Origin of the sequence: Pararhodobacter sp. SW119, assembly GCF_017811755.1 — a bacterium.
In the GTDB taxonomy this organism is placed as follows: domain Bacteria; phylum Pseudomonadota; class Alphaproteobacteria; order Rhodobacterales; family Rhodobacteraceae; genus Pararhodobacter.
This window is the reverse complement of sequence record NZ_JADDJF010000009.1, coordinates 72,737-97,341: the sequence shown is the minus strand read 5'-3', so window position 1 is coordinate 97,341 and position 24,605 is coordinate 72,737. Positions and strand designations below refer to the sequence as shown.

Annotated in this window: 21 protein-coding genes and 1 tRNA gene; 14 read left to right on the top strand and 8 right to left on the bottom strand. The window is 64.8% G+C overall.

Annotated features, from left to right (window positions below):
- Position 1 precedes the first annotated feature (1 nt).
- Both dksA and IM708_RS08165 read left to right on the top strand, forming a co-directional pair.
- Complete coding sequence (gene dksA, locus IM708_RS08170; RefSeq protein ID WP_209425890.1) at positions 2-424, top strand: RNA polymerase-binding protein DksA; 423 nt, start codon at positions 2-4, stop codon at positions 422-424.
- Positions 425-516: 92 nt separating this feature from the next.
- The gene (locus tag IM708_RS08165; RefSeq protein WP_209425889.1) at positions 517-1,719 is read left to right on the top strand and encodes an FAD-dependent monooxygenase; all 1,203 of its coding nucleotides are present in this window, start codon (positions 517-519) and stop codon (positions 1,717-1,719) included.
- Between the two features lie 71 nt (positions 1,720-1,790).
- On the opposite strand, the gene xth is transcribed toward IM708_RS08165, so the two are convergent.
- The 5 genes from xth to IM708_RS08140 form a co-directional block, all read right to left on the bottom strand.
- On the bottom strand, positions 1,791-2,567 hold the full coding sequence (gene xth / locus IM708_RS08160; protein WP_209425888.1) for an exodeoxyribonuclease III: 777 nt from the start codon (positions 2,565-2,567) through the stop codon (positions 1,791-1,793).
- Positions 2,568-2,722: 155 nt separating this feature from the next.
- Positions 2,723-4,237, bottom strand: coding sequence for an anthranilate synthase component I (gene trpE, locus IM708_RS08155; RefSeq protein ID WP_209425887.1), 1,515 nt, complete (start codon positions 4,235-4,237; stop codon positions 2,723-2,725).
- Positions 4,238-4,250: 13 nt separating this feature from the next.
- Positions 4,251-6,110, bottom strand: coding sequence for a SurA N-terminal domain-containing protein (locus tag IM708_RS08150; protein ID WP_209425886.1), 1,860 nt, complete (start codon positions 6,108-6,110; stop codon positions 4,251-4,253).
- A 120-nt stretch (positions 6,111-6,230) separates the two neighbouring features.
- Positions 6,231-8,156, bottom strand: coding sequence for an elongation factor G (locus IM708_RS08145; protein ID WP_209425885.1), 1,926 nt, complete (start codon positions 8,154-8,156; stop codon positions 6,231-6,233).
- A gap of 410 nt (positions 8,157-8,566) precedes the next feature.
- Complete coding sequence (locus tag IM708_RS08140) at positions 8,567-9,739, bottom strand: aminotransferase (RefSeq protein WP_209425884.1); 1,173 nt, start codon at positions 9,737-9,739, stop codon at positions 8,567-8,569.
- 108 nt (positions 9,740-9,847) lie between these two features.
- Here IM708_RS08140 and IM708_RS08135 point away from each other — a divergent pair, with 108 nt between their 5' ends.
- The 6 genes from IM708_RS08135 to cobU all read left to right on the top strand — a co-directional run bounded on the left by IM708_RS08135 (position 9,848) and on the right by cobU (position 16,575).
- Positions 9,848-11,017, top strand: coding sequence for an RsmB/NOP family class I SAM-dependent RNA methyltransferase (locus IM708_RS08135; RefSeq protein WP_209425882.1), 1,170 nt, complete (start codon positions 9,848-9,850; stop codon positions 11,015-11,017).
- Positions 11,018-11,215: 198 nt separating this feature from the next.
- On the top strand, positions 11,216-13,714 hold the full coding sequence (locus IM708_RS08130; protein ID WP_245243068.1) for an ATP-binding protein: 2,499 nt from the start codon (positions 11,216-11,218) through the stop codon (positions 13,712-13,714).
- Between the two features lie 77 nt (positions 13,715-13,791).
- Positions 13,792-14,805, top strand: coding sequence for a nicotinate-nucleotide--dimethylbenzimidazole phosphoribosyltransferase (gene cobT, locus IM708_RS08125; protein ID WP_209425880.1), 1,014 nt, complete (start codon positions 13,792-13,794; stop codon positions 14,803-14,805).
- Entirely contained in the window at positions 14,805-15,536 is a 732-nt protein-coding gene (locus IM708_RS08120) for an adenosylcobinamide-GDP ribazoletransferase (protein ID WP_209425878.1), read from the top strand. The genes cobT and IM708_RS08120 overlap by 1 nt, the downstream gene beginning before the upstream one ends.
- On the top strand, positions 15,527-16,057 hold the full coding sequence (locus tag IM708_RS08115) for a histidine phosphatase family protein (RefSeq protein ID WP_209425876.1): 531 nt from the start codon (positions 15,527-15,529) through the stop codon (positions 16,055-16,057). Before IM708_RS08120 ends, IM708_RS08115 begins: the two co-directional genes overlap by 10 nt.
- Complete coding sequence (gene cobU, locus IM708_RS08110; protein ID WP_209425875.1) at positions 16,054-16,575, top strand: bifunctional adenosylcobinamide kinase/adenosylcobinamide-phosphate guanylyltransferase; 522 nt, start codon at positions 16,054-16,056, stop codon at positions 16,573-16,575. Before IM708_RS08115 ends, cobU begins: the two co-directional genes overlap by 4 nt.
- A 28-nt stretch (positions 16,576-16,603) precedes the next feature.
- Here the strand turns inward: cobU and IM708_RS08105 are convergent, their stop codons facing one another.
- Complete coding sequence (locus IM708_RS08105; RefSeq protein WP_209425874.1) at positions 16,604-17,173, bottom strand: hypothetical protein; 570 nt, start codon at positions 17,171-17,173, stop codon at positions 16,604-16,606.
- Between the two features lie 195 nt (positions 17,174-17,368).
- Between IM708_RS08105 and IM708_RS08100 the strand changes: the two genes are divergently transcribed.
- Positions 17,369-18,166 (top strand): SseB family protein, encoded by a 798-nt coding sequence (locus tag IM708_RS08100; RefSeq protein ID WP_209425872.1) that lies wholly within the window; start codon positions 17,369-17,371, stop codon positions 18,164-18,166.
- A 14-nt stretch (positions 18,167-18,180) separates the two neighbouring features.
- Here the strand turns inward: IM708_RS08100 and IM708_RS08095 are convergent.
- Positions 18,181-18,252 (bottom strand) — tRNA-Ser (locus IM708_RS08095).
- 497 nt (positions 18,253-18,749) lie between these two features.
- Between IM708_RS08095 and rplM the strand changes: the two genes are divergently transcribed.
- From rplM to IM708_RS08070, 5 genes are all read left to right on the top strand, one after another.
- Positions 18,750-19,214: a 50S ribosomal protein L13 gene (gene rplM / locus IM708_RS08090; RefSeq protein WP_209425871.1), complete on the top strand. Its 465-nt coding sequence runs from the start codon at positions 18,750-18,752 to the stop codon at positions 19,212-19,214.
- Between the two features lie 2 nt (positions 19,215-19,216).
- Entirely contained in the window at positions 19,217-19,711 is a 495-nt protein-coding gene (gene rpsI / locus IM708_RS08085; RefSeq protein WP_209425870.1) for a 30S ribosomal protein S9, read from the top strand.
- Positions 19,712-20,032: 321 nt separating this feature from the next.
- The gene (purQ, locus tag IM708_RS08080; RefSeq protein ID WP_209425869.1) at positions 20,033-20,701 is read left to right on the top strand and encodes a phosphoribosylformylglycinamidine synthase subunit PurQ; all 669 of its coding nucleotides are present in this window, start codon (positions 20,033-20,035) and stop codon (positions 20,699-20,701) included.
- A gap of 111 nt (positions 20,702-20,812) precedes the next feature.
- A complete protein-coding gene (locus IM708_RS08075) occupies positions 20,813-22,531 on the top strand; it encodes an ATP-binding protein (RefSeq protein WP_245243075.1) in 1,719 nt (572 codons plus the stop codon).
- Between the two features lie 89 nt (positions 22,532-22,620).
- A complete protein-coding gene (locus tag IM708_RS08070) occupies positions 22,621-23,967 on the top strand; it encodes a sigma-54 dependent transcriptional regulator (protein ID WP_209425926.1) in 1,347 nt (448 codons plus the stop codon).
- On the opposite strand, the gene IM708_RS08065 is transcribed toward IM708_RS08070, so the two are convergent.
- Positions 23,958-24,308, bottom strand: a complete 351-nt coding sequence (locus IM708_RS08065; RefSeq protein ID WP_209425867.1) for a hypothetical protein — start codon at positions 24,306-24,308, stop codon at positions 23,958-23,960. The two genes, IM708_RS08070 and IM708_RS08065, sit on opposite strands and share 10 nt — an antisense overlap.
- Positions 24,309-24,605 lie beyond the last annotated feature (297 nt).

Sequence of the window (24,605 nt, the reverse complement as noted above, 5' to 3'; positions counted from 1 at the left end):
GATGAAACCCGAGACTTTCCTTCCAGATGACTACCGACCTGCGGAGGACGAGCCGTTCATGAACGAACGCCAGCTCGAATACTTTCGCCGAAAGCTTCTGGCCTGGAAGGAGGATATCCTGAACGGCTCGAAAGAGACCCTCGCCGGTCTTGCCAACGGCACCCGCAACCTTCCCGACATCGCCGACCGCGCGTCCGAGGAAACCGACCGCGCGCTGGAACTGCGAACCCGCGACCGGCAACGCAAGCTGGTGTCGAAGATCGATGCGGCGCTGCGGCGGATCGAGAACGGCGAGTTCGGCTACTGCGAGCGGACCGGCGAGCCGATCTCGCTGCGCCGGCTGGATGCGCGGCCGATCGCGACCATGACGCTGGAAGCTCAGGAAAAGCACGAGCGGCGGGAGCGCGTTCACCGCGACGCCTGACCCCGCGCGCAGATCGCCGGAAGGATTGCGCCGCGCCCACCCGGGTGCGGCGCCCTGCATTTGATCGCAGCGATGACCGCAGAAGGCCCTGGATGAACCAACCGCGACCGATCCCCGAGCCTGCCGCTATATCTGCGGTCCTGTCCGGGCTGGACGCGACCGTGATCGGCGCCGGCGTTGCGGGTCTGGGCGCGGCGCTGGCGCTGCGGCGATACGGGGCGGATGTTGCGGTGCTCGAACAGTCGGCCGAGATTGCCGAGGTCGGCGCCGGGTTGCAGATCAGCCCCAACGGCGCGCGGGTGCTGGCCGCTCTGGGGATCGACCCCGCTGGTCTGGGCGACCGGGCCGAGGCGGTGGAGTTGCGCGATCATCGCGGTCGTCTGGTCACCCGCATGGACCTGCCCCCGGAGCCAGGCTTCTTTCTCTGCCACCGCGCCGATCTGATCGCCGGGCTGGAAGGCGCGGCGCGGACGGCGGGGATCAGGGTGCAATTGCTGCAGCGCGTTTCCTCCGTCGACCTGGCCGAGCGCGCGAATGCGGTTATGAACACCGGCGCGCGCCTGCCGGCCGGATTGCTGATCGGCGCGGATGGGGTCCGCTCGGTGCTGCGCGCGGCGCTTGCCGGGCCGTCGCGCCCCTTTTTCACCGGTCAGGTTGCCTGGCGCGCCGTTTTCCCCGGTGATCCCGGGCGCAGTGTGGTGCAGGTCTTCATGGGACCGGGTCGGCACCTGGTCAGCTATCCGCTGCGCGGCGGCGCGCTGCGCAACCTCGTCGCGGTCGAGGAGCGGCAGCAATGGGCTGCCGAAGGCTGGACGCACAGCGACGATCCCGAGGCGCTGCGCGCGGCCTTTGCCGGGTTTGGTGGACCGGTGCCTGACTGGCTTTCGCAGGTCGAGCACGCCTGGCTCTGGGGGCTGTTCCGGCATCCTGTCGCCCGCCGCTGGCATGACGGGCGCGGTCGCGCGGTGATCCTGGGCGATGCGGCGCATTCGACGCTGCCGTTCCTGGCGCAGGGGGCGAACATGGCGCTGGAGGATGCCTGGGTGCTCGCTGCCGAACTGGCTGCCCGGCCGGACGACCCGGCTGCCGCCCTGGCCAGATTCGAGGGCAACCGCCTGCCGCGGTGCCGCGCAATCGTTGCCGCCGCCGACCGCAATGCCCGCGCCTACCACCTGCGCGCGCCGGTTGCGCCGCTGGGACATGCGTTGCTGCGCCTCGCCGGGCGGGTGGCGCCGGGCCTGGCACTCGGCCGTTTTGCCTGGGTTCATGGCCACGACGTGACCCGCGCCGAGTGATCGGTGCATGCTTGCAGGGGCAAGGCAGATGAGGCGGTCGCCGGGACAGAACGAGACGCCCTCGGTCCGGCCTAAAGATCGAGCGTGATCCAGACCGGTGTATGGTCGGAGGGCTTTTCCCAGTCACGGGGTTCGGTTTCGATCCATGAATTGGACAGCCGGTCGGCGGCCTGCGGCGAAAGCAGCAGGTGGTCGATGCGAATCCCGTCGTTGCGATGCCGTGCGCCGGCCTGATAGTCCCAGAACGTGTATTGACCGGGTCTGGGGTGGCGCAATCGCAGCGCATCGTAGAATCCCAGCGCCTCGATCCGGCGAAAGGCTGCGCGGCTTTCCGGCAGAAAGAGCGCGTCATCGCGCCAGGCCTGCGGGCGGGCTGCGTCGATCGGTTGCGGGATCACGTTCCAGTCGCCGGCCAGAACCAGCGGCGCCTCCTCGGTCAGCAGGACGCGGGCACGCGCCAGCAAGCGCTTCAGCCAGGCGAGCTTGTAGTCGAACTTCGGCCCCGGTGCGGGATTGCCATTGGGCAGATAGAGCCCGCAAAGGCGCAGGCCGCTTTCGCTGTCGCGCGCTTCGATCCAGCGCGCCTGTGCGTCCTCGTCGTCGCCGGGCAGGCCCAGACGCACATCCGAGAGCGGCCGTTTCGACAAGATCGCGACACCGTTGAAGCCCTTCTGGCCGTGCAGAGCCAGATGATAGCCGCGGCTTTCGATCAACTCGCGCGGGAATGTCGCGTCGGTCGACTTGATCTCTTGCAGCACCGCCATGTCCGGCGCGCTTTCGTCGAGCCAGCGCGCCAGAACCGATGCCCGGGCCTTGATTCCGTTGATGTTGAAGGTCGCGATCTTCATGCATTGGCCCCGATTGCGCCCGCGACATTGCCAGTTGCGTACGGGGACGGCAAGGACCGGGGTTGCCAACTTGCCGCCACCTCTCCGGCAGTCAGCATCGATCAGAAATCAACCCATCTGTGAATCCCAAAGATCCAATCTGATCGTGGTCGACCCTAGTTCCCGCGTCCGAAGCGGCCGGCATCCTCGGCGGCGCGACGCAGGGCGCGGGCCTTGTTGACGGTTTCCTGCCATTCGGCCTCGGGATCGGAATCGTAGACCACGCCGCCCCCGGCCTGAATGTAGAGCACCTCGTCCTTCAGCACCGCCGTGCGCAGCGCGATGCACATGTCCATCTCGCCATTGGCGGCAAAATAGCCGACGCCGCCGCCGTAGACGCCGCGCTTTTCGGGTTCCAGTTCGTCGATGATCTCCATGGCGCGGACCTTGGGGGCACCGGACACCGTACCGGCGGGCAGGCCGGCCAGCAGGGCCGAAAGCGCGTCCTCGCCCTCGGCCAGTTCGCCGACCACGTTCGAGACGATGTGCATGACGTGGCTATAGCGCTCGATCACGAATTCCTCGGTCGGGCGCACGGTACCGATCCTTGCCACGCGGCCGACGTCGTTTCGCCCTAGGTCCAGAAGCATCAGGTGCTCGGCGCGCTCTTTCTCGTCGGCCAGCAGATCGGCCTCCAGCGCGCGATCCGCCTCGGGCGTGTCGCCGCGGGGACGGGTGCCGGCGATGGGGCGGATCGTCACCTCGTTGCCCCGCAGGCGGACCAGGATTTCGGGGCTGGCACCAATGACGTGAAAGCCGCCGAGATCGAAGAAGAACATGAAGGGCGAGGGATTAGTGCGCCGCAGGCTGCGATAGAGCGCGAAGGGCGGCAGCGGAAAGTCCTGCGCCCAGCGTTGCGAGGGGACGACCTGAAAGATGTCCCCGGCGCGGATGTAATCCTTGGCCTTTTCCACCGCGGCAAGGTAGTCGGCCTTGGCGATGTTGGACCGCGCCTCGCCTACCTGTGTCGTGGCACCCAATGCGCGGCCCACGCCTGCCGCCTCGCGTTCAAGGTCGCGCACCGCTTCCATGACCCGTTCCGCCGCCTGCGCATAGGCGGCGCGCGCGGACAGGCCCGATCCGGTCCAGGCGGGCGCGACGACCGTCACCTCGCCCTTCACGCCGTCCAGCACCGCGACGACCGAGGGGCGCATCAGCACCGCATCGGGCAAGCCCAGCGGGTCGGGATTGACCTGCGGCAGGTGTTCGACCAACCGGATCATGTCATAGCCCAGATAGCCGTAGAGCCCCGCCGCGATGGGAGGAAGGTCAGCGGGCATCGTGATCCGGCTTTCCGCCAGCAGCGCGCGCAGCGCGTCCAGCGGCGGGGCGTCCTGATCCTGCCAGGCGGTGTCGTCGAAGCGCGCGTCACGGTTGATCCGGGCGCGGTCGCCGTGGCATTGCCAGATCAGGTCGGGCTTCATGCCGACGACGGAATAGCGCCCGCGCACCTCGCCGCCGGTCACCGATTCCAGCATGAAGCTGTCGCGCCGCGTGCCGACAAGCTTCAGGTAAAGCGAGACGGGCGTGTCGAGATCCGCCGCCAAGCGCGCCCAGACAAGCTGGTTCTCTCCGCGCTGCCAGCCGGCATCGAAGGTGGCGAAGTCGGGCAGGAGGGGGGCGTCGGACACCTGGGACCTGCGGTCAGCGGAAGTTGGCGTGCACCGCTTCGATGGCGGCCTGGTTGAGCGAGATGCCAGCCTCGCGTTCCAGCGCGTGCGCGAAATAGCTGAAGACGTCCTGCGCCAGCGCGGCGCCGATCTGGCTGTCGATCGAGGCGATCAGACGATCGGTCTGCGGGTCCTGCAGATCGGGCGGCTGCCGGTCGGTCAGCATCGCCAGCAGAACGGTGTCGCCCTGCGCCGCGATCACCGGGGCGCCGGGTTCGGCGGCAAAGAGGGTCTCGATCAACTCGTCCGGCAGGTCGGGAAGACGGTCAAGCCGGGTGATCTGCGCTATCCGGTCAGGCTCAAGACCGCTGGCTTCGGCGAACGCGTCGACGCCCTGGTTGGCCAGCGCGGATTGCATGTCCTCCGCCTGCGTCATCAATTGCGCGGCGACGCGTTCGGCGCGTGCGCCCTGCAAGGCTTCGTCGCGGACTTCGGCCAGCGGGCGCGGCGCGGGGGCGGTGATCCCGTCCAGCCGCAACGCGAACAACCCGCCATCGGACAGCGTGACCATCGCCGGAAAGTCGTCCTCATCCGCCGCGCGGACCGCGGCGCGGAATTCGGCATAGGCCGCGATCCCCTCGGAATTGTCCTCGAACCAGTCGATCGTGCCGAGTTCCAGCGCAGTCTCCTGCGAAAGGTCTTCCAACGTTGCGCCGCCGGCGAGCAGATCTTCGTAGATGTCGTAGTCATCGGCGATGATGCGCCGGGCGCGGTCCGCGGCCAGTTCGTCCTCCAGATCCGGGCGCGCCTCCTCGAAGGTGACTTCCTGCGCGCTGAGGATGGCGTTCATGCGAAACAGCGCCGGCCCCACCGAGGTCTGATGCGGCCCCGTCACCTGGCCCGGTTCCGTCAAGGCGAAAACCGGGTCGCCGGCGGCGCCCAGATCGGCGCGGGCGACATCGCCCATGTCGGTGTCGTCCAGGTCCAGACCGCGTTCGGCCACGAGATCCTCGAACTCGACCTCACCTTCCTGCAGCCGCGCAAAGGCGTCGGTGGCGGCATCCTCGTCGGGATAGACCAGGCGTTCGACCAGGCGCCGCTCGGGCTGGACAAACTCCGCCAGGCCCGAGTCGTAGAGCGTGCGCAGCGCCTCCTCCTCGACGTCGATCGTGTCGAACAGCGTCGGCGGCGTGATCCAGGCATAGGTGACATGGCGGATCTCGGGCGCCATGAAGCGTTCGGTATTGGCGTCGTAGAACGCCTCGATCTCGGCCGCGGTCGGGTCTTCGACCGGGGTGTCCAGCATGGCTTCGGTCAGCCGGAAGATCGCCAGCGAATGGCGCGTGGCGTAGTGATCCAGCAGCGCGCTGCGCAGGTTCGCGGGGGTGTCGACGGCGCCGGCGGTCGCCGCCTGCAGAATGCCGCGCGCGGTTTCGCGGCGCAGTTCATCCTCGAATTCGCGGGGGGTCATCCCGACGTTCTGCAGCGCGAAACGGTAGCTGTCGCGATCGAACTCGCCACTCGGCCCGCGAAACGCGCCGATCTCGGCAAGCGCGCGGCTGACGTTCTCGTCGCCCAGCGACAACCCGATCCGTTCCGCCTCGGCATCCAGCGCGGCCTGCGTCACCAACTGCGCCCGCACCCGCTGGTCCAGTCCCATGGCCTGCATCTGCGCAAAGCTCATCGCCTGGCCGGTCTGCCCCTCGATCCCGCGCATCTGCTGTTGCAGCGACCGGGCGTACTGGTCGACCGTGATCTCCTGCCCGCCGACAGAGCCGATGGCGCGCACCCGCTGGCCCAGAAACCCGTCGATCCCGAAGCCCGCAAGGCCCAGGATCAGAAGGCCCATCAGGACCCATACCAGGATGTTCTGGCTGCTCTTCTTCTTGGCCATGCGGCGCGCCCTTCCGGCAATGCGAATTCGGACCCCTGTGTAAGGGCACCGTCGCCGGGGAGCAAGCGGATTGCCCCTTGCTGGTCAGCCTGAGAAGGCGCGGCGCCGCGGCTGCCGCGGTCAGGCCAACGCCGCCAGACGCGCCTTGCTGATCGCGTCGGCTTCGCGGCCGTAGACCTCCTCGAAATGGTCGAAACTGGCTTCAAGCCAGGCGGTCCCCTGGGTGACCCCCGCCAGTTGTCCCAGCAGGTCGTCGCGCGCCGTCGCCGGCAGGGTGGCGCGGAACAGGTCCCAGCCGCGTTGGTCGGGGTCGCGGTCGAAGCCCAGCACCTGACCCTTGAGGCCCGAGATCAGCGATACAAGCGCCCCCGAACAGGCCGAGGGCACATGGATGTCGATCCGTTCGATCGCCTGCAGCAGCAGCGGGCCGGCCTGCGTCAGCCCCTCGCGCGTGCCCATCCGCCCGGCGGTGCGGAAGGCGTGGTCGGAACTGTCCACGGCGTGGTGCTTGCCGTCGGTCAGCGTCACCGAAATGTCGATCACCGGAAACCCCAGCGGCCCGCGGTCCATCGCATCCTCGGCCCCTTCGGCGACCGAGGGGATGTAGTTGCGCGGCACCGCCCCGCCCTTGACGGTTTCGCTGAAGCGGAAACCCTCGCCGCGTGGCAGGGGTTCGATGATCAGCGCGACATCGGCGAACTGCCCGGCGCCCCCGGTCTGTTTCCGATGACGATAGCGCACCTCGGCGCGCCCCGAGATCGTCTCGCGCCACGGCACCTGCGGCTCGCGCGTCGTCACCGTGAGGCCGAAACCGGTCTCCAGCACCGCCAGAACGCGGCGCAGGTGCTGCGGCCCCTGCGTGCGCAGGACCGGCTGCCCGGTCTCATCCTCGGTCTCGTGCCGAAGGAACGGGTCGCACTCGGCCAACCGGGACAGCGCCGCGGACAGCCGCACCTCGTCGCGCTCGCTGCCGGGGATCAGAACGCGCGTCAGCATCGGCGTGTGTCCCGCCGCCCAGTCCGGCCGGGGCAGGGCGGTGTCGGGTCGCAGCGGCAGGCCCGCCCCCAGGTGGTCGGACTTCACGGCCAGCGCCACTTCGCCCGCGGCCATCGGCCCGCCGGCGCCACCGCCCGGCTTTTGCAATCCGCCGAGGTTACCGCCCGCCAGCGTCTGGCCGATGGCCATGCCGTCCTCCAGCGCCCGGATCGCGACGACCTTGCCCAGATGCTTGCGGATCTCGGCCTGGAAGGCCACCGCGCGCGCGCCGCCCAGGCGTTCGCGCAGTCGGCCGGCATCAGGCGCCTCGTGGCGCAGCGCCTTCATCAGCCGGTTCACGCCGTTCGATCGCTCTGCCGCGCCCAGGAACGCCGGGATCAGGACGTTCTCGCTCAGCTCGCGCCGGGCGATGGCATAAAGCGCGCCGGTCGCCGGTTCGCGGTCCTCGATCAGTTCCTCCAGCAGCGCGTCGTCGTATTCCGACATCTGCTCCAGCAACTCGCCGCGCGCCTCGGCCTCGCGCTCGGCCACCGGGCCCGCCGGCATCCGCACCAGCGCCGATTGCTGCCCGTCGCGATAGCGCCACGCGCGTTCCGAAATCAGGTCGACCGCGCCCACCACTGTCTCGCCCTCGCGGATCGGGATCTGGCGCAGCACGATCGAGTGGTTGGAATAGCCCTGCAGTTCGGACACGATGTCGCGCACCCGGGCTGTCGTTGCGTCCATCTTGTTGACGAAGAGAAAGCACGGCGTGCCCGACGCCTCGATCACCCGCAGCCAGGGTGCGGCCAGCATCGCCGCCTCGGGATCGGCCGGCGCCACCAGCACCGCCGCGTCCGAGGCCATCAGCGCGCCCTGTGCCAGCGCCGCGTATTCCGATCCGCCGGGCAGATCCAGCGCGCACCACGGCTCGCCCAGGTATTCGAAGGTGGTCATCGTCAGCGGCTCCATCGTCTCGCTGGTTCCCCGGCCACCGTCGAGCGCGGCCAGGTGCTGCACGAGTGTCGACTTGCCCGACTGCGACGGCCCCAGAACCGTGATGCACCGCATGGCCCCTCCCCCCTGATGCTGCGCCGGTGGACCGACGCTCCCTTCGGCCGCCCGCAGCTTTGGATGCGCGGGCAGAACCGCCTCCGGGGGCGATGATCGCCTGTCGCAGGGTCATGCGTCAATCACCGAGTCGGGCCGGGTCCATGCCATCGGGTCGATACAACCGGCGCGCGCGTCGGGGCCGGTGTCGGGCTGCCATCCTGTCCAGGCGATCACCGGCACCGGAAACGGCTTGACCGGAGCAGGGCGCGCGATTTCGGATTCGCCACCCCCATCGACCCGGAGCCAAAGCTTTCAATGAGATTAACATCACGGCTTATATATAATAATATCAATGGGTAGATCGATGGTCCGCTAGCGGACGCCCCTCCATTTCGGCGCGATCCGGCGCCAAAGCAAGCCGTTTTGCCTCACTTCAGCGCCCCCAGCCGGCGGGTCAGTTCCGCGATCTGCCCGACGTCGGCGTTCGCGAAAGCGATGCGCAATTCGCGCGCGCCCTCGGTCGCGCCCGCGGGGCGGAACATCGTGCCGGGCAGCATCAGCACCCCCGCCTCGGCCAGCAGCCGCCGGGCGACATCGGGGGCGGGGGCGTCGAACGGGTGGCGCACATAGGCGAAGTAGGCGCCGCAACCCAACATCTCCCAACCCGGCAGATCCTCAAAACCGGCCCTGATCGCCGTGCGACGCAGCAGCACCTCGGTGCGCTCGCCCGCCAGCCAGTCCTCCAGGTTCTCGATCCCCCAGCGCGCCCCCATCTGCCCGGGACCCGACGGACAGATGGTCACCGTATCCAGCACCTTCTCCACCTGCGCCAGCCGCGCGGCCGAGGCGATGATCGCCCCGACCCGGTGCCCCGTCAGCCGGTACGCCTTCGAGAAGGAGTAGAGATGGATCAGCACCTCCGCCCAGCCCGGGTCGGCGAACAGCCCATGCGGCGGGCCGTCCTTGGCATCGAAGTCGCGGTAGGTCTCATCGAGGATCAGCGCGATCCCGTGGCGCGCGGCCAGGTCCGCGAACGCCCCGATCAGCTCGGCCGGGTATTCGACGCCGCCGGGGTTGTTGGGCGAGACTAGCGCGATGGCCTTCGTCCGCGGCGTGATCAGCGTCGCGCAATGGTCGGGGTCGGGCAGAAGGACTGCGTCGGTCGGCAGTGGGACGCAGTCGATCCCCTGCAGGCTCAGCCACATCGCATGGTTGAAGTACCACGGCATCGGCAGGATCACGGCGTCCCCCGGCCCGGCCAGGGTCGCGACGCTGGCGCAGAACGCCTGATTGCAGCCCGAGGTTATGGCGACCTGTTCGGGTTCGACCGCGCCACCGTAGATCGCCGCCGTCCGGTGGGCGAGCGCCGCGCGCAGGTCCGCATTTCCCAGCACAGGACCATAAAGGTGGACGGCCGGATCCTGCTCGACCGCGCGCGCCATCGCGGCCCGCAATGCCGCCGGTGGCGGGTCGACCGGTGCCGCCTGGCTGAGGTTGAGGAGCGCCAGCCCCTCCGGCAGGGTCGTTTCCGCCAGCCAGCGTCGAGCCTCCATCACCGGCGGGTCGAGCGTGGCGGCAACGGCAGGATTGAGGGGCAGCATAGGCAACTCCGGTCGTCTGATCTGCCGCACGTTGCCCGACCGACGCATCGGGCACAAGCACCCGGCAGCGACTTGCCAAGCGCGCATCCCTGTCGCACTGAGGCAGCCATGACACCTGCTGCCCGCCAATCCGCCGCCATCGAGATCTTGGACCGTATTCTTGCAGGCGAGCCCGCCGAAGTCGCGCTCACTCGCTGGGCACGTGGCGCGCGTTACGCCGGATCGGGCGACCGCGAAGCCGTTCGGGACTGGGCCTTCCGCGCCTTGCGCCAGCGCCGTTCGTCCCTGGCGTGGTCGGGGGCGGCCGCAGAAACCGGGCGCGCGCTGATGCTCGGCATGCTGCGCATGGACGGTCAGGCCCCCGAGGGCTGGACGGGTTCCAACCACAGCCCCGCCCCGCCGTCGGCAGAGGAGTCCGCTGCGCTTTCCGCATCGCCGCCCGCCTTGTCGCGCGCGGTCTCCGGCGATTGCCCCAACTGGCTTCTGCCGCATTTTGACGCTTCTTTGGGCGCCCGCGCCGACGCCGTCCTGGCCGCGATGCGCGAGCGGGCGCCGGTTTTCGTACGTGTCCATGCAGGGCGCGCCAACCCATCGGCGGTGATGGTGGATCTCGAAGGATTGGGCATTTCGGCCCGCCCGCATCCCCTTGCCCGGCAGGCACTGGAATTGACGGGCGCTGTACGACGGCTGAGGCAGAGCGACAGTTTTGCCTCTGGCGCGATCGAGCTGCAGGATGCCGCGTCACAGGCGGTCGTCGAGACCCTGGGCGAGCATCTTCCTGAAGGCGCGCGGATCCTCGATTACTGTGCGGGTGGGGGCGGGAAGGCGCTGGCGTTGGCCGCTCTTGGATTCGAGGTAAGCGCGCACGACATTGACCCTCGCCGAATGCAAGACCTGCCGGCCCGCGCGGCCCGCGCGGGCGATAACATTAGCTTGGTGTCATCACCCCGTGGCCACTGGTCCGGCGTGCTGGTAGATGCGCCCTGTTCCGGCTCCGGCAGCTGGCGGCGCACACCCGAAGCCAAGTGGCGCCTAACGCCAGATCGTCTCATCGAGCTTCAGCAAACCCAAGACACAATCCTTGCCCAATGCGCCGATCTGGTGACGCCCGGCGGCCTTCTTGCTTACGTGACTTGTTCGCTGTTCGATGACGAGAACGGTGTCCGCGTTGCAAATTTTCTGGATGATTACTCCGATTGGGCCGAAGTCGCCCGTCATGTTTGGGCGCCAATCGAGGGAGGCGACGGATTCTTTCTCTCAATACTTCGGAAGCTCTAGCCAAGCTTCGCATCGATTCCCCATCCGCGCCGACTTTCTTAACCCAATATTATCCATTAATCTGCCAGGTCAGTCCGAAGGGTGAACCGAAAGGTGGCGCGCGTGTCTTCCGCGAGCTCGATCATTTCAGATGCACGAAACCTAGAGGGGAAGAGTGCGAAACAACCGGCGCCATCAGCTTGGCGTCCGGTTTTTCTGTTGCTGGCTCGGCTCGCCGCGGTGCGCTGGATCTTGGGTTCCTTCGGAGTGCTGGCGCTGGCCGCGGCGTTATTGTTCGGTGGCGGAGTCGAAGTCATAGCGCTGCTTTCGGTCGGCTGTACGTTCATTCTTCTTGCAGTGAGCGCGGTCATTGCTCGCGAACGTCAACGGGCCGATCTGGCGGGACTTGTGAACCGGATCGCGACAATGACCCGAAACGATCCAGATCCCGTGCTGATCACGGGATTGGATGGTCGCTTGCTTGAGTGCAATTCTGCGGCACAGACCTATCCGAGTTGCACTCCAGCGGCCATGCTCGCCACATGGACCGCAGACCCCGAGGCGATGGTCGATTTACTGACTGCTGATGCTCTCCTGCAAGGTCATGCCCTGCGAGACTTCGGGCGGCCGGGCGCCTCGTTGCGCCTGTCGGTTGTTCGACTCGACAGTGCGCGTGATCTGGCAGAGCAGGGCGAGCTTCTGGTATGGCGCATTGTTCGCGGGGCGCAGGATCGTCCTCGTGCCGTGGATGCGCTTGGTTTGCCGGTTCTGACGCTCGGCGCCGAAGGAGCGCCGGTTGCCGCAAACAGTACGATGCGGCACTATCTGGACTGGTCGCCCAGTGCCGGAGTTCCCGCGCCGGAACCCGTACAGCGGTTTCTGGACGAAGGCATTGCAGGGATTGCCGCAGGCAGCTGTCGTACTGTGTGCTTGCCAGTCTCGGGCGAAAGTGTCACCTGCCTTGCCTTCGCTGTCTCAGGTCACGACGGCCAGCTTGACGTCGTGTTCCTGCCTCTCTGGCTGAGTGCTCAGGCGAATGTACCAAATACACGCCCGGATTTTGATGATCTGCCGGTAGCACTGATGCAACTTGCGCCTGACGGTCGGATCGAGGCGACCAACCGTCAGGCGCGCGCGCTCCTCGGTCTTGCGCCGGGCGAGGCGCCTTTCTTCTGGGAGGTGGTCGAGGGGCTTGGCCGTCCAGTTACCGACTGGTTCGAGGACGCACGTACGGGTCGCGCGCTCAACCGCCCAGAGGTACTGAGCGCCACATTGCCCGCGCAGGAAACCTTCGTGCAGATTACGCTGCGGCGCGCCACCGGACCGGGTTCCGAGCAGCGTCTTGTCGCAGTGCTGACGGACGCGACCGAGATGAAATCACTCGAAGCGCGTTTCGTGCAAAGCCAGAAGATGCAGGCGATCGGACAGCTCGCTGGCGGCGTCGCGCATGACTTCAACAATCTTTTGACCGCAATTTCGGGCCATTGCGATCTGTTGTTGCTCAATCGTGACCATTTCGATCCCGATTTTTCCGACCTCACGCAGATTCAGCAGAATACCAACCGCGCCGCATCTCTTGTGCGGCAGCTTCTGGCCTTCTCACGCAAGCAAACGCTCAAGCCCGAACTTCTGTCCCTCGAAAGCCTGCTGGAGGAACTGACCCACCTTCTGACACGGCTGGTCGGCGAACGGATTACGCTGACGTTGGACCATGACGCGTCGCTGGGTACGATTCGCGCTGATCGGCGGCAACTTGAACAGGTGATCATGAACCTTGTCGTGAATGCCCGCGACGCAATGCCAATGGGCGGAGAGATCCGCATCGAGACGCGCGGCGCCAGGTTCAAGACAGAAACCGAACTCGGCCGTGTCCGGCTGCCCGCCGGCGAATACGCCGTTATTCGCGTCATCGACGAAGGTGTAGGAATCCCTGTCGACATGATCGAGAAGGTGTTCGAACCCTTCTTTACCACCAAGCGTACGGGCGAAGGTACGGGCTTGGGCCTGTCCACAGCCTACGGGATCGTGAAACAGATGGGCGGATACATCTTCGCTGACTCAATCGAAGGAGCGGGTACCACCTTTTCACTCTACTTTTCGATGGAGGCAGCGACCCGAACCGCTGACGTAGCAGCGTCGCGCCGCGACACCGTATTCGTCGCCGCTTCTGAATCTGCTGCGGATGAACCAGATTCAGGGATGGCGCAGAACTCAGGCGCGCAGAAAACCGAAAAAGCGCCCAAGCCGAAAAGAGCGAACGCGCAGACCGAACCCGAAGGCAAGGCGGAGCCATCACGGGTCAACGCCATAATTCTGCTGGTCGAAGACGAGGCGCCGGTGCGCGCTTTTGCGGCCCGGGCGCTCAGGATCCAGGGCTACCAGGTGATCGAGGCTGATAGCGGAGAGCAGGCGCTGGAGTTTCTGGCCGATTCCGATTTGCGTGTCGACATCTTCGTTACCGACGTGATCATGCCCGGGCTCGACGGGCCGGGCTGGGTGGCGCGTGCGATCAAGTCGCGCCCCGGCGTCCCCGTGGTCTTTATCTCGGGGTATACCGAAGATACGGTGAGTGCCGGCTTGGCGCGCACGCCGCGTTCCGTCTTTCTGGGCAAGCCTTTCTCGTTGGAACAACTCACGTCGGCGATCAGCGACCTGCTCGCCGAGTATCCTCCCGACGCGCGACGACTTAAGGTCGTCGGCACGGATCGAGCAGACTGATCCAGCCAATCTGTAGGTGTACCGTTGCGTCGGTCTCGCGCGCTGCCTAGATCCCGGTAGCGAGAAGGAACAACGCGATGCAGAGCGCCGCCAGCCTCGAAGATCTGATCAGGCAAACAATCGATTCGCGAACCAAACCGCTAGGATCGCTGGGACGTATTGAAGCGCTTGCCGCGCAGATTGCCGCCGTGCAACGCACCCCCTCGCCGCGGATGAAATGTTGTACGCTCACGATCTTTGCCGCAGACCACGGAATCGCCTCTGCTGGCATTTCTGCGTTTCCGCAAGCAGTCACCGCGCAGATGGTACAGAATTTTCTGGCGGGTGGCGCGGCGGCGAATGTATTCGCGCGAGTAGTTGGGGTTGAATTACTAGTGGTCGACGCTGGCGTTGTCGGACCGCCCATATCACACCCACTTCTTCTTGACCGGCGAATGGGCCCGGGAACCTCGAGTTTCCTCGATGAGGCGGCGATGACTGATGCGCAGGTCTCTCGCGCGCTGGTCGCGGGCGCGACGATAGCGCGCAATTGCCCTGGAGACGCGCTCGCGTTTGGAGAGATGGGTATCGGAAACACAGCCAGCGCTGCGGTGTTGGCGCACAAGCTGACGGGGTTGCCTCTGGAGCGCCTGGTCGGTCGCGGCACTGGACTGGATGACGCCGGGCTGAAACGCAAGCTTGCCGTATTGGAGCGTGCCTGCGCGAGGACGCCCGGGCAACTTACGGCGGATCGTGCCATGGCCGAGTATGGTGGATTCGAAATCGTCATGATGGCGGGCGCGATGTGTGAAGCGGCGAAAACGAGGCGGTTGGTATTGGTCGATGGCTTTATTGCAACGGCCGCGGCAATGTTGGCACTGGCACTGACCACAGAAATCCGGGAGGCCCTCGTCTTCGCTCACCGCTCGGCTGAGGCGGGTCATGGAGTGCTCTTGGATTGGCTGAAAGCGCGGCCGCTTCTGGAGCTGGAAATGCGATTGGGCGAGGGCACAGGGGCGCTGCTGGCCTGGCCCCTGGTTCAGGCGGCGGCGCAAATCATGACCGACATGGCCAGCTTCGCTGAAGCCGGTGTGAGCGACGGATCAAGCTGATGCGGGGCGCGCGCGCGGCCTTGAACTTCCTGACCCGGTTGCCGGCAGGCCGGCTGAACGCAGCCGATTTTGCGGCAGCACCCGGTTGGTTTGCGACAGTCGGACTTTTGGTCGGCGCGGCACAGGCTGGGATTTATTTGGCCACAGTTTCGTCGTGGGGCGTTCATCTTGCGGCGCTGTCCGCGTTGGTCGCCGGGATCATCTTGACCGGCGCTTTGCATGAGGATGGACTCGCTGATACCTGCGACGCGCTCGGGTCGAGCGCCGGATCCGAGAAGTCACTGGAAATCATGCGCGATCCGCGGATCGGCAGCTTCGGAGCGCTAGCTCTGGGGCTGACGCTTGGTGCCAGTTTGTTGGCGCTTGCTGAACTGGGCCCTGCGGCGCCGGGCGCCCTGGTTTCAGGTCAGGCGCTAAGCCGTGGGGCAATGACCTTGGTCCTGATTCGCGGTCCCTATCTAAGGGCGCAAGGCGCTGGAACAGGTATGACGGGGCCCTTGATGCCGAACGGCTGGATCGCGCTACTGGGTGCCGTCGCGGTGGCATTGGCACTTTCGGGTTGGATTCACGGCGCTGCGCTAGTGACTGGCTTGGCAGGACTTGCCCTTGGCGCGAGCGGCATCTGGTGGCTTGCGCTGCGGCGTTGGGGTGGAATCACCGGGGATGTCTTGGGTGCCTGTCAGCAGGTGGGACTCCTTGGTTTCTGGCTGGGGCTACTGGCATGGCTCTGATCCTGTTGCGCCATACCCGACCTGAAGGGTCCGAGGGCTTGTGCTACGGGCGTTCCGAGTTGGCGTTGGGAGAAGATTTTGAAGATCAAGTCAACCGGATCGCGCGCGATCTACCTGCTTTCCGGCGTGTGCTTTCGTCGCCACTGACTCGGTGCCTGCGCCTCGCTCGGGTTCTGGCTTCAACGCGCGCTGTGCCACTGACCGTCGACGAAAGGCTGATCGAGATGGACTTCGGCAAGTGGGAGCGACGACCCTGGTCAACGTTGCCGCGCGATGAACTGGACGCCTGGGCTGGCGATCTGCTGAATGCGCGTCCCCATGGCGGCGAAACGGTTGCGGAGCTTTCAGCGCGTACCTGTGCTGCGTTGACTGACGCAGGGCAGGGCGCGGTACCGGCCCTTCTGGTCACTCACGCCGGCGTCATCAAGGCTGCCATCGCACGGTACGAAGGCAGCGTCGGCTGGGATGCGAAAATTGCCTTCGGCTCCTGGCGTGTCTTTGACGCGAAGGTGGAACCATGACCGAATTCACATTGGTCCTCGGCGGTGCGCGCTCGGGGAAAAGCGCGATTGCAGAAGGCCTGATCCTGGCTGAGAACCAAACTCACAGCCCATATTACCTGGCTACTGCCGAGGCGTGCGACGCAGAGATGGCGGAGCGCATCGCGCATCATCTTGCACAGCGCTCCGGGGCATGGTGGGTTACGGTCGAGGCGCCGCGCGACTTGGCCGCAGCGTTGAATCGGATCCCCGATCAGGCACCCGTGCTGATCGACTGCCTGACGCTCTGGCTGAGCAATCATCTGCTGGCGGGAAGTGATCTGAAGAACGCGATCGCTTTGCTGGAAGCGGCGCTGGAGGCCAGGCGCGCACCTGTCGTGGCGGTCGCCAACGAGGTCGGGCTGAGCATCGTCCCGGACAACGCGCTTGCGCGTCGCTTTCGGGATGAGGCAGGGCGCCTGAACCAGAGGTTCGCTGCCCGCGCAAATCGGGTAATCTTCGTTGTCGCCGGCCTGAAAATCGTCCTGAAAGGTACGTAAGAAAGCCCAGTCACCTGCTTCTGCGGCTTCAGTAGCGTACCACCGCTTCGAAGGTCGCCGGGATCGCGTCTGGCTGATCGATCAACTCGGTCAGTGCGAATTTCATCATCGCGCTGGTTCGGTCGGAGGACACGATACCATTGGACGAGACAATCTCGGCGCCCGAGATACGCAACACGATGCTGTGCCCTTCCATCATTGGACGGAACATCGCGATCATGTTCGGATCTTGCGCGACCTCATCCAATTCACCCGACATTTCTCCCAGCGGGAAGACGACGCGAACGGTGCCGTCACCGAGATCGATAGCTTCGGGTGTCGGCCCTTCACCGTTACCGCTTTCGAATATCTCGGCGAAGGTGCCGGTCTGCTGGACGACGCAGCGGGCATGAGTGTCGGTCAGTTCGATCACGCCCCCGTCTTCGGCCGAGCAGAAATCGCCCGACGACCCCATCATCTCGTACATCTGACGCTGAACCTGCATGTGGCCCGTCACTCGCGCCTGATCCGCGCCCAGAACGGCGGTCTCCATGTCGACATCGATACATGCAGCAAGCGAAAGCACCATCCCCGCGACCGCCGCACTTATCAAACGCATGCTATTCCCCCTTCTGCGCGGTTGTTTGTGACAGAGTAGTCCAGCATGGTCGACGGGGCTAGAGATTTTCATGGTCAATCCGACCGAAGTCGGCCAAGGAATGAGTCACTGATGGCGCGGAACCGGACGAAAGCAACAGGTGTAGGTATCCGGAACGGATTGGGGATCCGGCGAGATCACGCAACGGGTGCCTCAATGCCTGAAACCTCACCACTCGACGCAGCGCTCAGGCGAATGCGGGTTCGCCCAGATGATTCAGCGTTCAGGCTTGCGTTCCATTCAGAATTGATAAGTTCCGAACTGTTCGTCTTGCTGACCGAGGAGGCGCAGGGTGACCGTCTCAGCCCGCGTGTCTTCGATGTCGACGATGGACGCGCCGTCCTGGTTTTCGACAGCGAGTCGCGCTTGGCGTCTTTCGCGGGTCACGCGACCGCCTACGCCGCGTTGCCGGGGCGGGTCCTGGTGGCGATGTTGGCGCAAGAAGACAGCGGGCTTTCGATGATCGTCAATGCAGATAGTACGTATGCCGAATTGCTCCCGCCAGAAGTTGTCAACTGGTTGGCGGAAACCTTGTCTCTTCCCGCGCCCGAGGAATTGGAAGCCTTGCCAGAGGCTTTCCAACCGATTGCTCTATCTGACGCAGCCTTGTCGCACTTGATTCCTGCATTGGAACGGAGGCTCTCAAGGTTGCCGGGGCTGAAGATCGCGGTGCTAGCAGGTGTGATTTGGCAAGGCGGCATGCGCGGACATCTGTTGGCACTCGATGGTGTGGCCGCTCCGGTACGTGCGGCACTGGCACGCGCGGTAGCTGAGGCACTGGAGTTGTCGGGATTGGAGAGAGGGTCGCTTGATGTCGTGTTCCCTTCTTCTTCCATGATGAGGCAGATCCAAAAGGTCGGCCGGACGCTGGCGCCCAGATCATATGTCGTGCCCGAACCGGCAGATGGCGTGAACGTGGGGTTGGAACCGGGGCGCCCACCTCGGTTGAAGTAGGTGATCGCGGAGCTTGGTGCGGACACCGGGGATCGAACCCGGACTCCCGTTTGGGAAACGGATTTTCGCACCACTTCGGCTTCCGCCGCCGCACCGCCCTTTTGCACCGGGCAACGCGTTCGTGGTCCGGACTATCCCTTCAGCATGGTCGCCCGAAGGTGACTTTAGCTGCGGCCCGTCTAGTCTCTACACCTTCCCCGGCCGTTTCCGGCACGGGGCTTGGCTCGGGATCGCCACCGGCACCATCCGTGAGGGTTCCCCGAATTTGAGCCGTTCTGCTCCCGCCGTTTCCGGAGGGGCACTCCTGTTCGTGCTCGCGCACTGGTCGAAGTCCGTCGCGTCTGCCAGTTCCGCCATGTCCGCCCGCGAGCTGCATAGCGACTCGTCCCGAACCGCACAAGCTGGAAGAAGAGCGAATATTCGAACTCCAAAATGGGGTATTTTAATACCGAATACGTAATATACTGATATAGAAAGATTTATTGTGAACGATCTCTGTTGACCTGCGCGCGCTGTGCTGTAGAAGGGCAACCATTCGTGGGGGGCAAGCCCTCCACCTCCATTCACTCGACTGGGTTCGGACATGAAGACCTATACCGCGAAACCGGCGGATATCGAGAAGAAGTGGATCCTGATCGATGCCGAGGGTATCGTTCTGGGTCGCCTCGCCTCGATCGTCGCCAATCGCCTGCGCGGCAAGCACAAGGCGACCTTCACCCCTCACATGGACATGGGCGACAATGTCATCATCGTCAATGCCGACAAGGTGCAGATGACGGGCAAGAAACGCGACGACAAGACCTACTTCTGGCATACCGGTCATCCTGGCGGCATCAAGAGCCGTACGGCCCGCCAAATCCTGGAGGGCAAACACCCCGAGCGCGTCGTGATGAAGGCTGTGCAGCGGATGTTGCCGGGCAACAAGCTGGCGCGTCAGCAGATGACGAATCTGCGGGTTTACGTCGGCGCAGAGCACCCGCATGAGGCCCAGCAGCCTGAAGTGCTGGACTTGCGGGTGATGAACAAGAAGAACACGCGGAGCGCCTGATCATGGCCGAAGAGATCAAGACCCTTGATGCGTTGAAAGATGCCGTTGCCGGCACAGCCGCAACAGATCAGACGCAAACCGAAACACCGCGCGAGCCTATGCGCGACGACCTTGGCCGCGCGTATGCGACGGGCAAGCGCAAGGACGCCGTTGCCCGCGTCTGGATCAAGCCGGGAAACGGCAAGGTGATCGTGAATGGCAAGGAACTGGCACAATACTTCGCCCGTCCCGTCCTGCAGATGATTCTGCGCCAACCGTTCCAAGTGGCTGGTGTTTCCGATCAGTTCGATGTCATGGCAACGGTTGCCGGTGGCGGGCTCTCGGGTCAGGCCGGCGCGGTGAAGCATGGCATATCAAAGGCGCTGCAACTTTACGACCCGGCACTGCGCCCGGCGCTGAAGGCTGCTGGCTTCCTGACCCGCGATTCGCGCGTGGTCGAACGGAAGAAATACGGTCGGCGGAAGGCGCGCCGCAGCTTCCAGTTCTCGAAGCGCTGATCGCTAAGAATTGCACGAATCAAGGGCCCGCTTTGGCGGGCCTTTTTCTTCGTAGGCCATTCCGAACCGATGTTCGCTCTCCGCTCGGATCGGTCGGGAAGGTTCGAGGGGCAGGATGTATGTACTTCAGCGGGCGAAAATGTTGAAGGGTAGTCGGTGAAACGCCGATGGCTTGCTTCAAGGCCAGTTCCTGTACTTGCTAATACTGCCGATTCAGAGTGCCCATCGAGATCACTGACATTCGGGAGAAGTTGCACGTTCGGCCTTTTCCTGCCGGGCGCCTCAGGTTAGACGCGACCGGTCGATTGAGAGGAGGCGCGAATGAAGGCAGCGGTCATCACCTTTCCCGGGTCGAACTGCGACCGCGACATGGCCGTTGCTTTCGAGGCTGCCGGGGCAGAGGTCGTGCGCGTCTGGCACAAGGATGCAGAGCTGCCAGTCGGGGTCGACGTGGTCGGCCTGCCGGGGGGGTTCTCCTTCGGCGACTATTTGCGCTGCGGTGCCATAGCCGCGAGATCTCCTGTCGCTCGCGCGGTGGCAGAGTTTGCGGAGCGCGACGGGTATGTCCTCGGTGTATGCAACGGTTTTCAAGTGTTGCTGGAGACCGGCCTTCTTCCGGGTGCGCTCATGCGCAACGCGGCGCTCAAATTTGTTTGCAAGCCGGTCAGCCTGGAAGTCACCGGAAGCAACAGTGCCTATCTCGACGGCTACACACCCGGTCAGCAGATCATTTTTCCCGTTGCCCATCATGACGGTAATTTCTGCGCGGATGAAGCCACGCTCGACCGGCTGGAGGGTGAAGGGCGCGTGGCCTTCAGGTATCTGGACAACCCGAATGGCGCAATGCGTGGCATTGCCGGTATCCTGTCGAGCAATCGCCGGGTCCTGGGACTGATGCCGCACCCGGAACGTGCCATCGATCCGCATCATGGCGGTACCGACGGGCGCGCGCTTTTCTCCGGGCTGATCCGCGCATTGGCGCCGGCCTGATTTGTCTGCCATCCGGGCCAGCTTGAGTGCTGCTTCGCGCGGGCGTAGAATGCGGCGATGAGCCGGGAGATATCCAACGAGCCGACCGCCGAAACGGTGGCGCAAGCGGGAATGCCCCTTTGGGGCAAGCTCGTCGTTGGGTTGTTGACACTTGTCGCCGGGATTACAGTCTGGCTCCTGAACGATTTCCTGACCGAAAATTTCACCGTCGATACGCGCAACCGCGCGGAACTGCGGCTGGTGCTCTATTCCGGCAATATCCAGTCCGAGATGCAGCGCACGCAGGTTGTGCCGATCTTGCTGGCCCGCGACCCGGCGCTGCGCGATGCGCTGCAATCGGGCAATTATGCCATGATCTCTCAACTGCTGATGGCGGTCCAGGCCGAGGTCGGAGCCGGAGCGATCGAACTTATGGACGCTACCGGTCGGGTGGTCGGAGCGACCGACCGGAACCGGCTGGGCGTGATGCGCCAGCAGGATGTCCATTTCGTGGATGCGCGTCGTGCCAACGACACGATCTTTGCCGTCCACGAGCGAGATTCTGGCGGATACGGCTTCGGCTTCGCTCGAGCGATGCGCGCCGGAGGTCAGTTGCTGGGTGTCGTCGCGGTCGAGGTCGACCTAGTGAAATTCGAACGCGCCTGGACCGGTTTCGCCGACGTCGTGACGATGACCGACAGCGCAGGCAAGATCATACTTTCGACCGAACCGCGCTGGCGTGGCAGGTCCGAGATTGAAGCGCTTGCTTTGTTCGATGCACCCTCGGCGCTAGCGCGGGCGCTGCGCGCTACGGCCGATTGGGCGGGCATCGGCCCTGACACGTTTCTGAGCGATCACGGCGTGCTTCGTTCGGAGATCCGCGTGCCGTTCCGCGGCTGGCGAATGGTCTCCTACACACGGTACGATGGCGTGCGCGAAAGCGTGAACGGGGTGCTGGCGTTGGTCATCACCGGTTTCGCGCTGCTCTTGGCATTGGTTTTCTACCTGCTGTCGCGTCGCGCTTGGTCGCAAACCGCAGCTTTCGAACGCGAGTCGGTTCAGCTTCGCCAACTCAACCAGCGCCTCCAACGCGAGATTGCCGCGCGAGAGAAAGCGCAGAAGGACCTTGACGTCGCCGAACAGACGCTGGCGCAGAGTTCCAAACTGGCCGTGCTGGGTGAAATGTCGGCGGCGGTGAGTCACGAATTGAATCAGCCGCTGGCGGCGATGAAAACCTACCTGGCCGGTGCCCGTCTCCTGCTCAATCGACGGCGCAGCGAAGAGGCGCTCGTCTCGCTTCAGCGAATCGACGATCTGATTGACCGGATGGGTGCGATCACTCGGCAGCTCAAGTCCTTTGCCCGAAAAGGTGGCGATGCGTTCGAGCCCCTGGATCTGCGCGATTGCGTGGCCGAGGCGCTGACAATGATGGAACCCAGCCTGCGCGAGCGCCGTATCCTTGTCGTGCGCACGTTGCCCGATCATCCCGCGATGGTGATGGGAGACCGATTGCGCTTGGAGCAGGTTATCATCAATCTGATGCGAAACGCGGTCGATGCAACTTCCGGCGTCAACGCCCCGCAGATCGACCTGCTTCTGACCGAGGGCGACACGGTAACTTTAACGGTGCGCGACAATGGAACCGGAATAGCCGACATTCATTCGGTATTCGAGCCTTTCTACACCTCGAAGAAATCGGGCGAAGGCGTCGGGCTGGGATTGGCGATATCTTCCGGGATCGTCGCGGACCACGGAGGGCGGATCACGGCACGCAACATGCCCGAAGGGGGCGCGGCCTTCGATGTGGCGCTGCCTGTCCTGCGCGGCGGCGTCCGTGCCGCGGCCGAATGAACTCCGCAAGCCTCTGGAGGGCTGCGCAAGACCTCAGGTGACAGCAGATGACGATGGACATTCACGACGACATGATCAGGGCAGAGCCGATGACCGATACCGACCGACCCCGCAGCGCCCGGATCCTCGTGATCGATGACGAGAAGGACATGCGGCAGTCGATCAGCCAGTGGCTGTCGCTGTCGGGCTTCCAGCCCGAGGCGCACGCGAGCGCCGAGGAGGCTTTGCGCGCGATCACGCCAGACTTTCCAGGCGCGGTGATCACCGATATCCGAATGCCTGGAATGGACGGCATGGCGCTGCTGAAACGCCTGATGGGGATCGACGCAAGCCTGCCGGTGATCCTGATTACCGGCCACGGTGACGTGCCGATGGCGGTCGAGGCAATGCGGCTGGGGGCGTTCGACTTTCTGGAAAAGCCCTTCGATCCTGAGAAGATGACCGACCTTGCCCGTCGCGCGGTCAAGGCGCGCGCGATGGCGTTGGAAAACCGCGCGCTCCGCCAGGAGCTGGCCGATGGCAAGACGATCATGCGTCGACTTGTCGGGGCCTCGCCGGTGATGACGCGGCTGCGCGAGGATATCCTGGATTACGGGCAGGCGGACGGGCATGTGCTGATCGATGGCGAGACCGGCACCGGCAAGACGATGGTTGCGCATGCGCTGCACGCGGTGGGGCCGCGTGCGGGCAAGCGCTTCGTGTCGGTCTCCTGCCAGGGCGAGGACGAGGGGAGGCTGGCTGCGCGCCTGTTCGGGCCGGTCAAGGAAACCGGGGGCCTGCCGCTGATCGAGGAAGCGCGCGGTGGCACGCTTTGTCTGGAGGATGTCGAGGCGCTGAGCCCGGCGCTTCAGGCGCGACTTCTGACCTTCATCAACGAACAAGGTGCGCCCGCGGCGACGCGGATCGTGGCGATCTGCAACAACCACGCCCCTGACCGCACCGTGGAGGACGCGCTGCGACCGGACCTGTATTTTCGTTTGGCCTCGATGAAGCTGACCTTGCCGCCGCTGCGTGCCCGCGGGGAGGACATCATGGCGCTGTTCCAGTCCTACGCCGAGACCTTCGCCGAGGAATACGGCTGCCCCGCGCCGGATCTTTCGGCGCAGGATGCCGCGCATCTGTTGCAGGCGCCTTGGCCGGGGAACATCCGTCAGTTGATTTCGATCGCCGAGCAGGTGGTGCTGCAGAGCCGGCGCGGGTCGGGGTCGGTCATTTCGCTGGTGATGGCGGACAACGAGACCGCCGGCAGCGCGATGACGACCGAGGGCAAGCCGCTGAAGGAGTATGTCGAGGCCTTCGAGCGGACGTTGATCGATACCACGATGAAGCGTCACAAGGGCTCCATCGTGGCCGTGATGGAGGAGCTGTGCCTTCCGCGTCGCACATTGAACGAGAAGATGGCGAAGTATGGGCTTAGCCGGTCCGACTACGTCTGATCGCTGCGGCAGGAACCGGGAAACCTTGTCAAAGCCCTGAAGGCGTGGCTTTGAGCGCGGTTGCTCAAGCTTGAGCAATCGCGCAAGATATTGATTTTGATATGAAACGGTTTTTTTGTTAACCTGAATGAAAGGCTTTGCCAGCGGTTCAGGGCATGGCCAGCGGGAAAGAGAATCGCCTTTCCACCCGCCCAACGAAGCTTGCCGGGCCTGGCACCCGACTGGAGAAGATCGAGGCAGTGGCGCCAGGGCGATGCCGCGGCGTCACGCACAACCGCGCGGCGAGTGCCTGAATCTTGGGCATCGGCCAATGGCGCGGGAAGCGCCTGCATTTTCGGCATTGAAGTTTCCATACATTCCCCCTTATGGTTGCGTGTCGGCTCGCGCCCGTTGGCGTGGGCCGCATGGAATTCACCGTCAGTGCCCCGTCACAAGGATTGCCCTGGCGTAAAGGCCCGGTTGCGGGCCCTTGAATTGCTCGGCACCCGTTGGGAAGGCCGGGCACGAAACCGGCGCCCGACGGGCGTCAAGGACAGAACCGCGATGAAGGTTGGCGAAAGCAACAGACAGAGACCGAGGACGCGGCAACGCTGTTCCGGTTCGTCCGTGCCGCCGATCATCGCTTCACACACATTCCC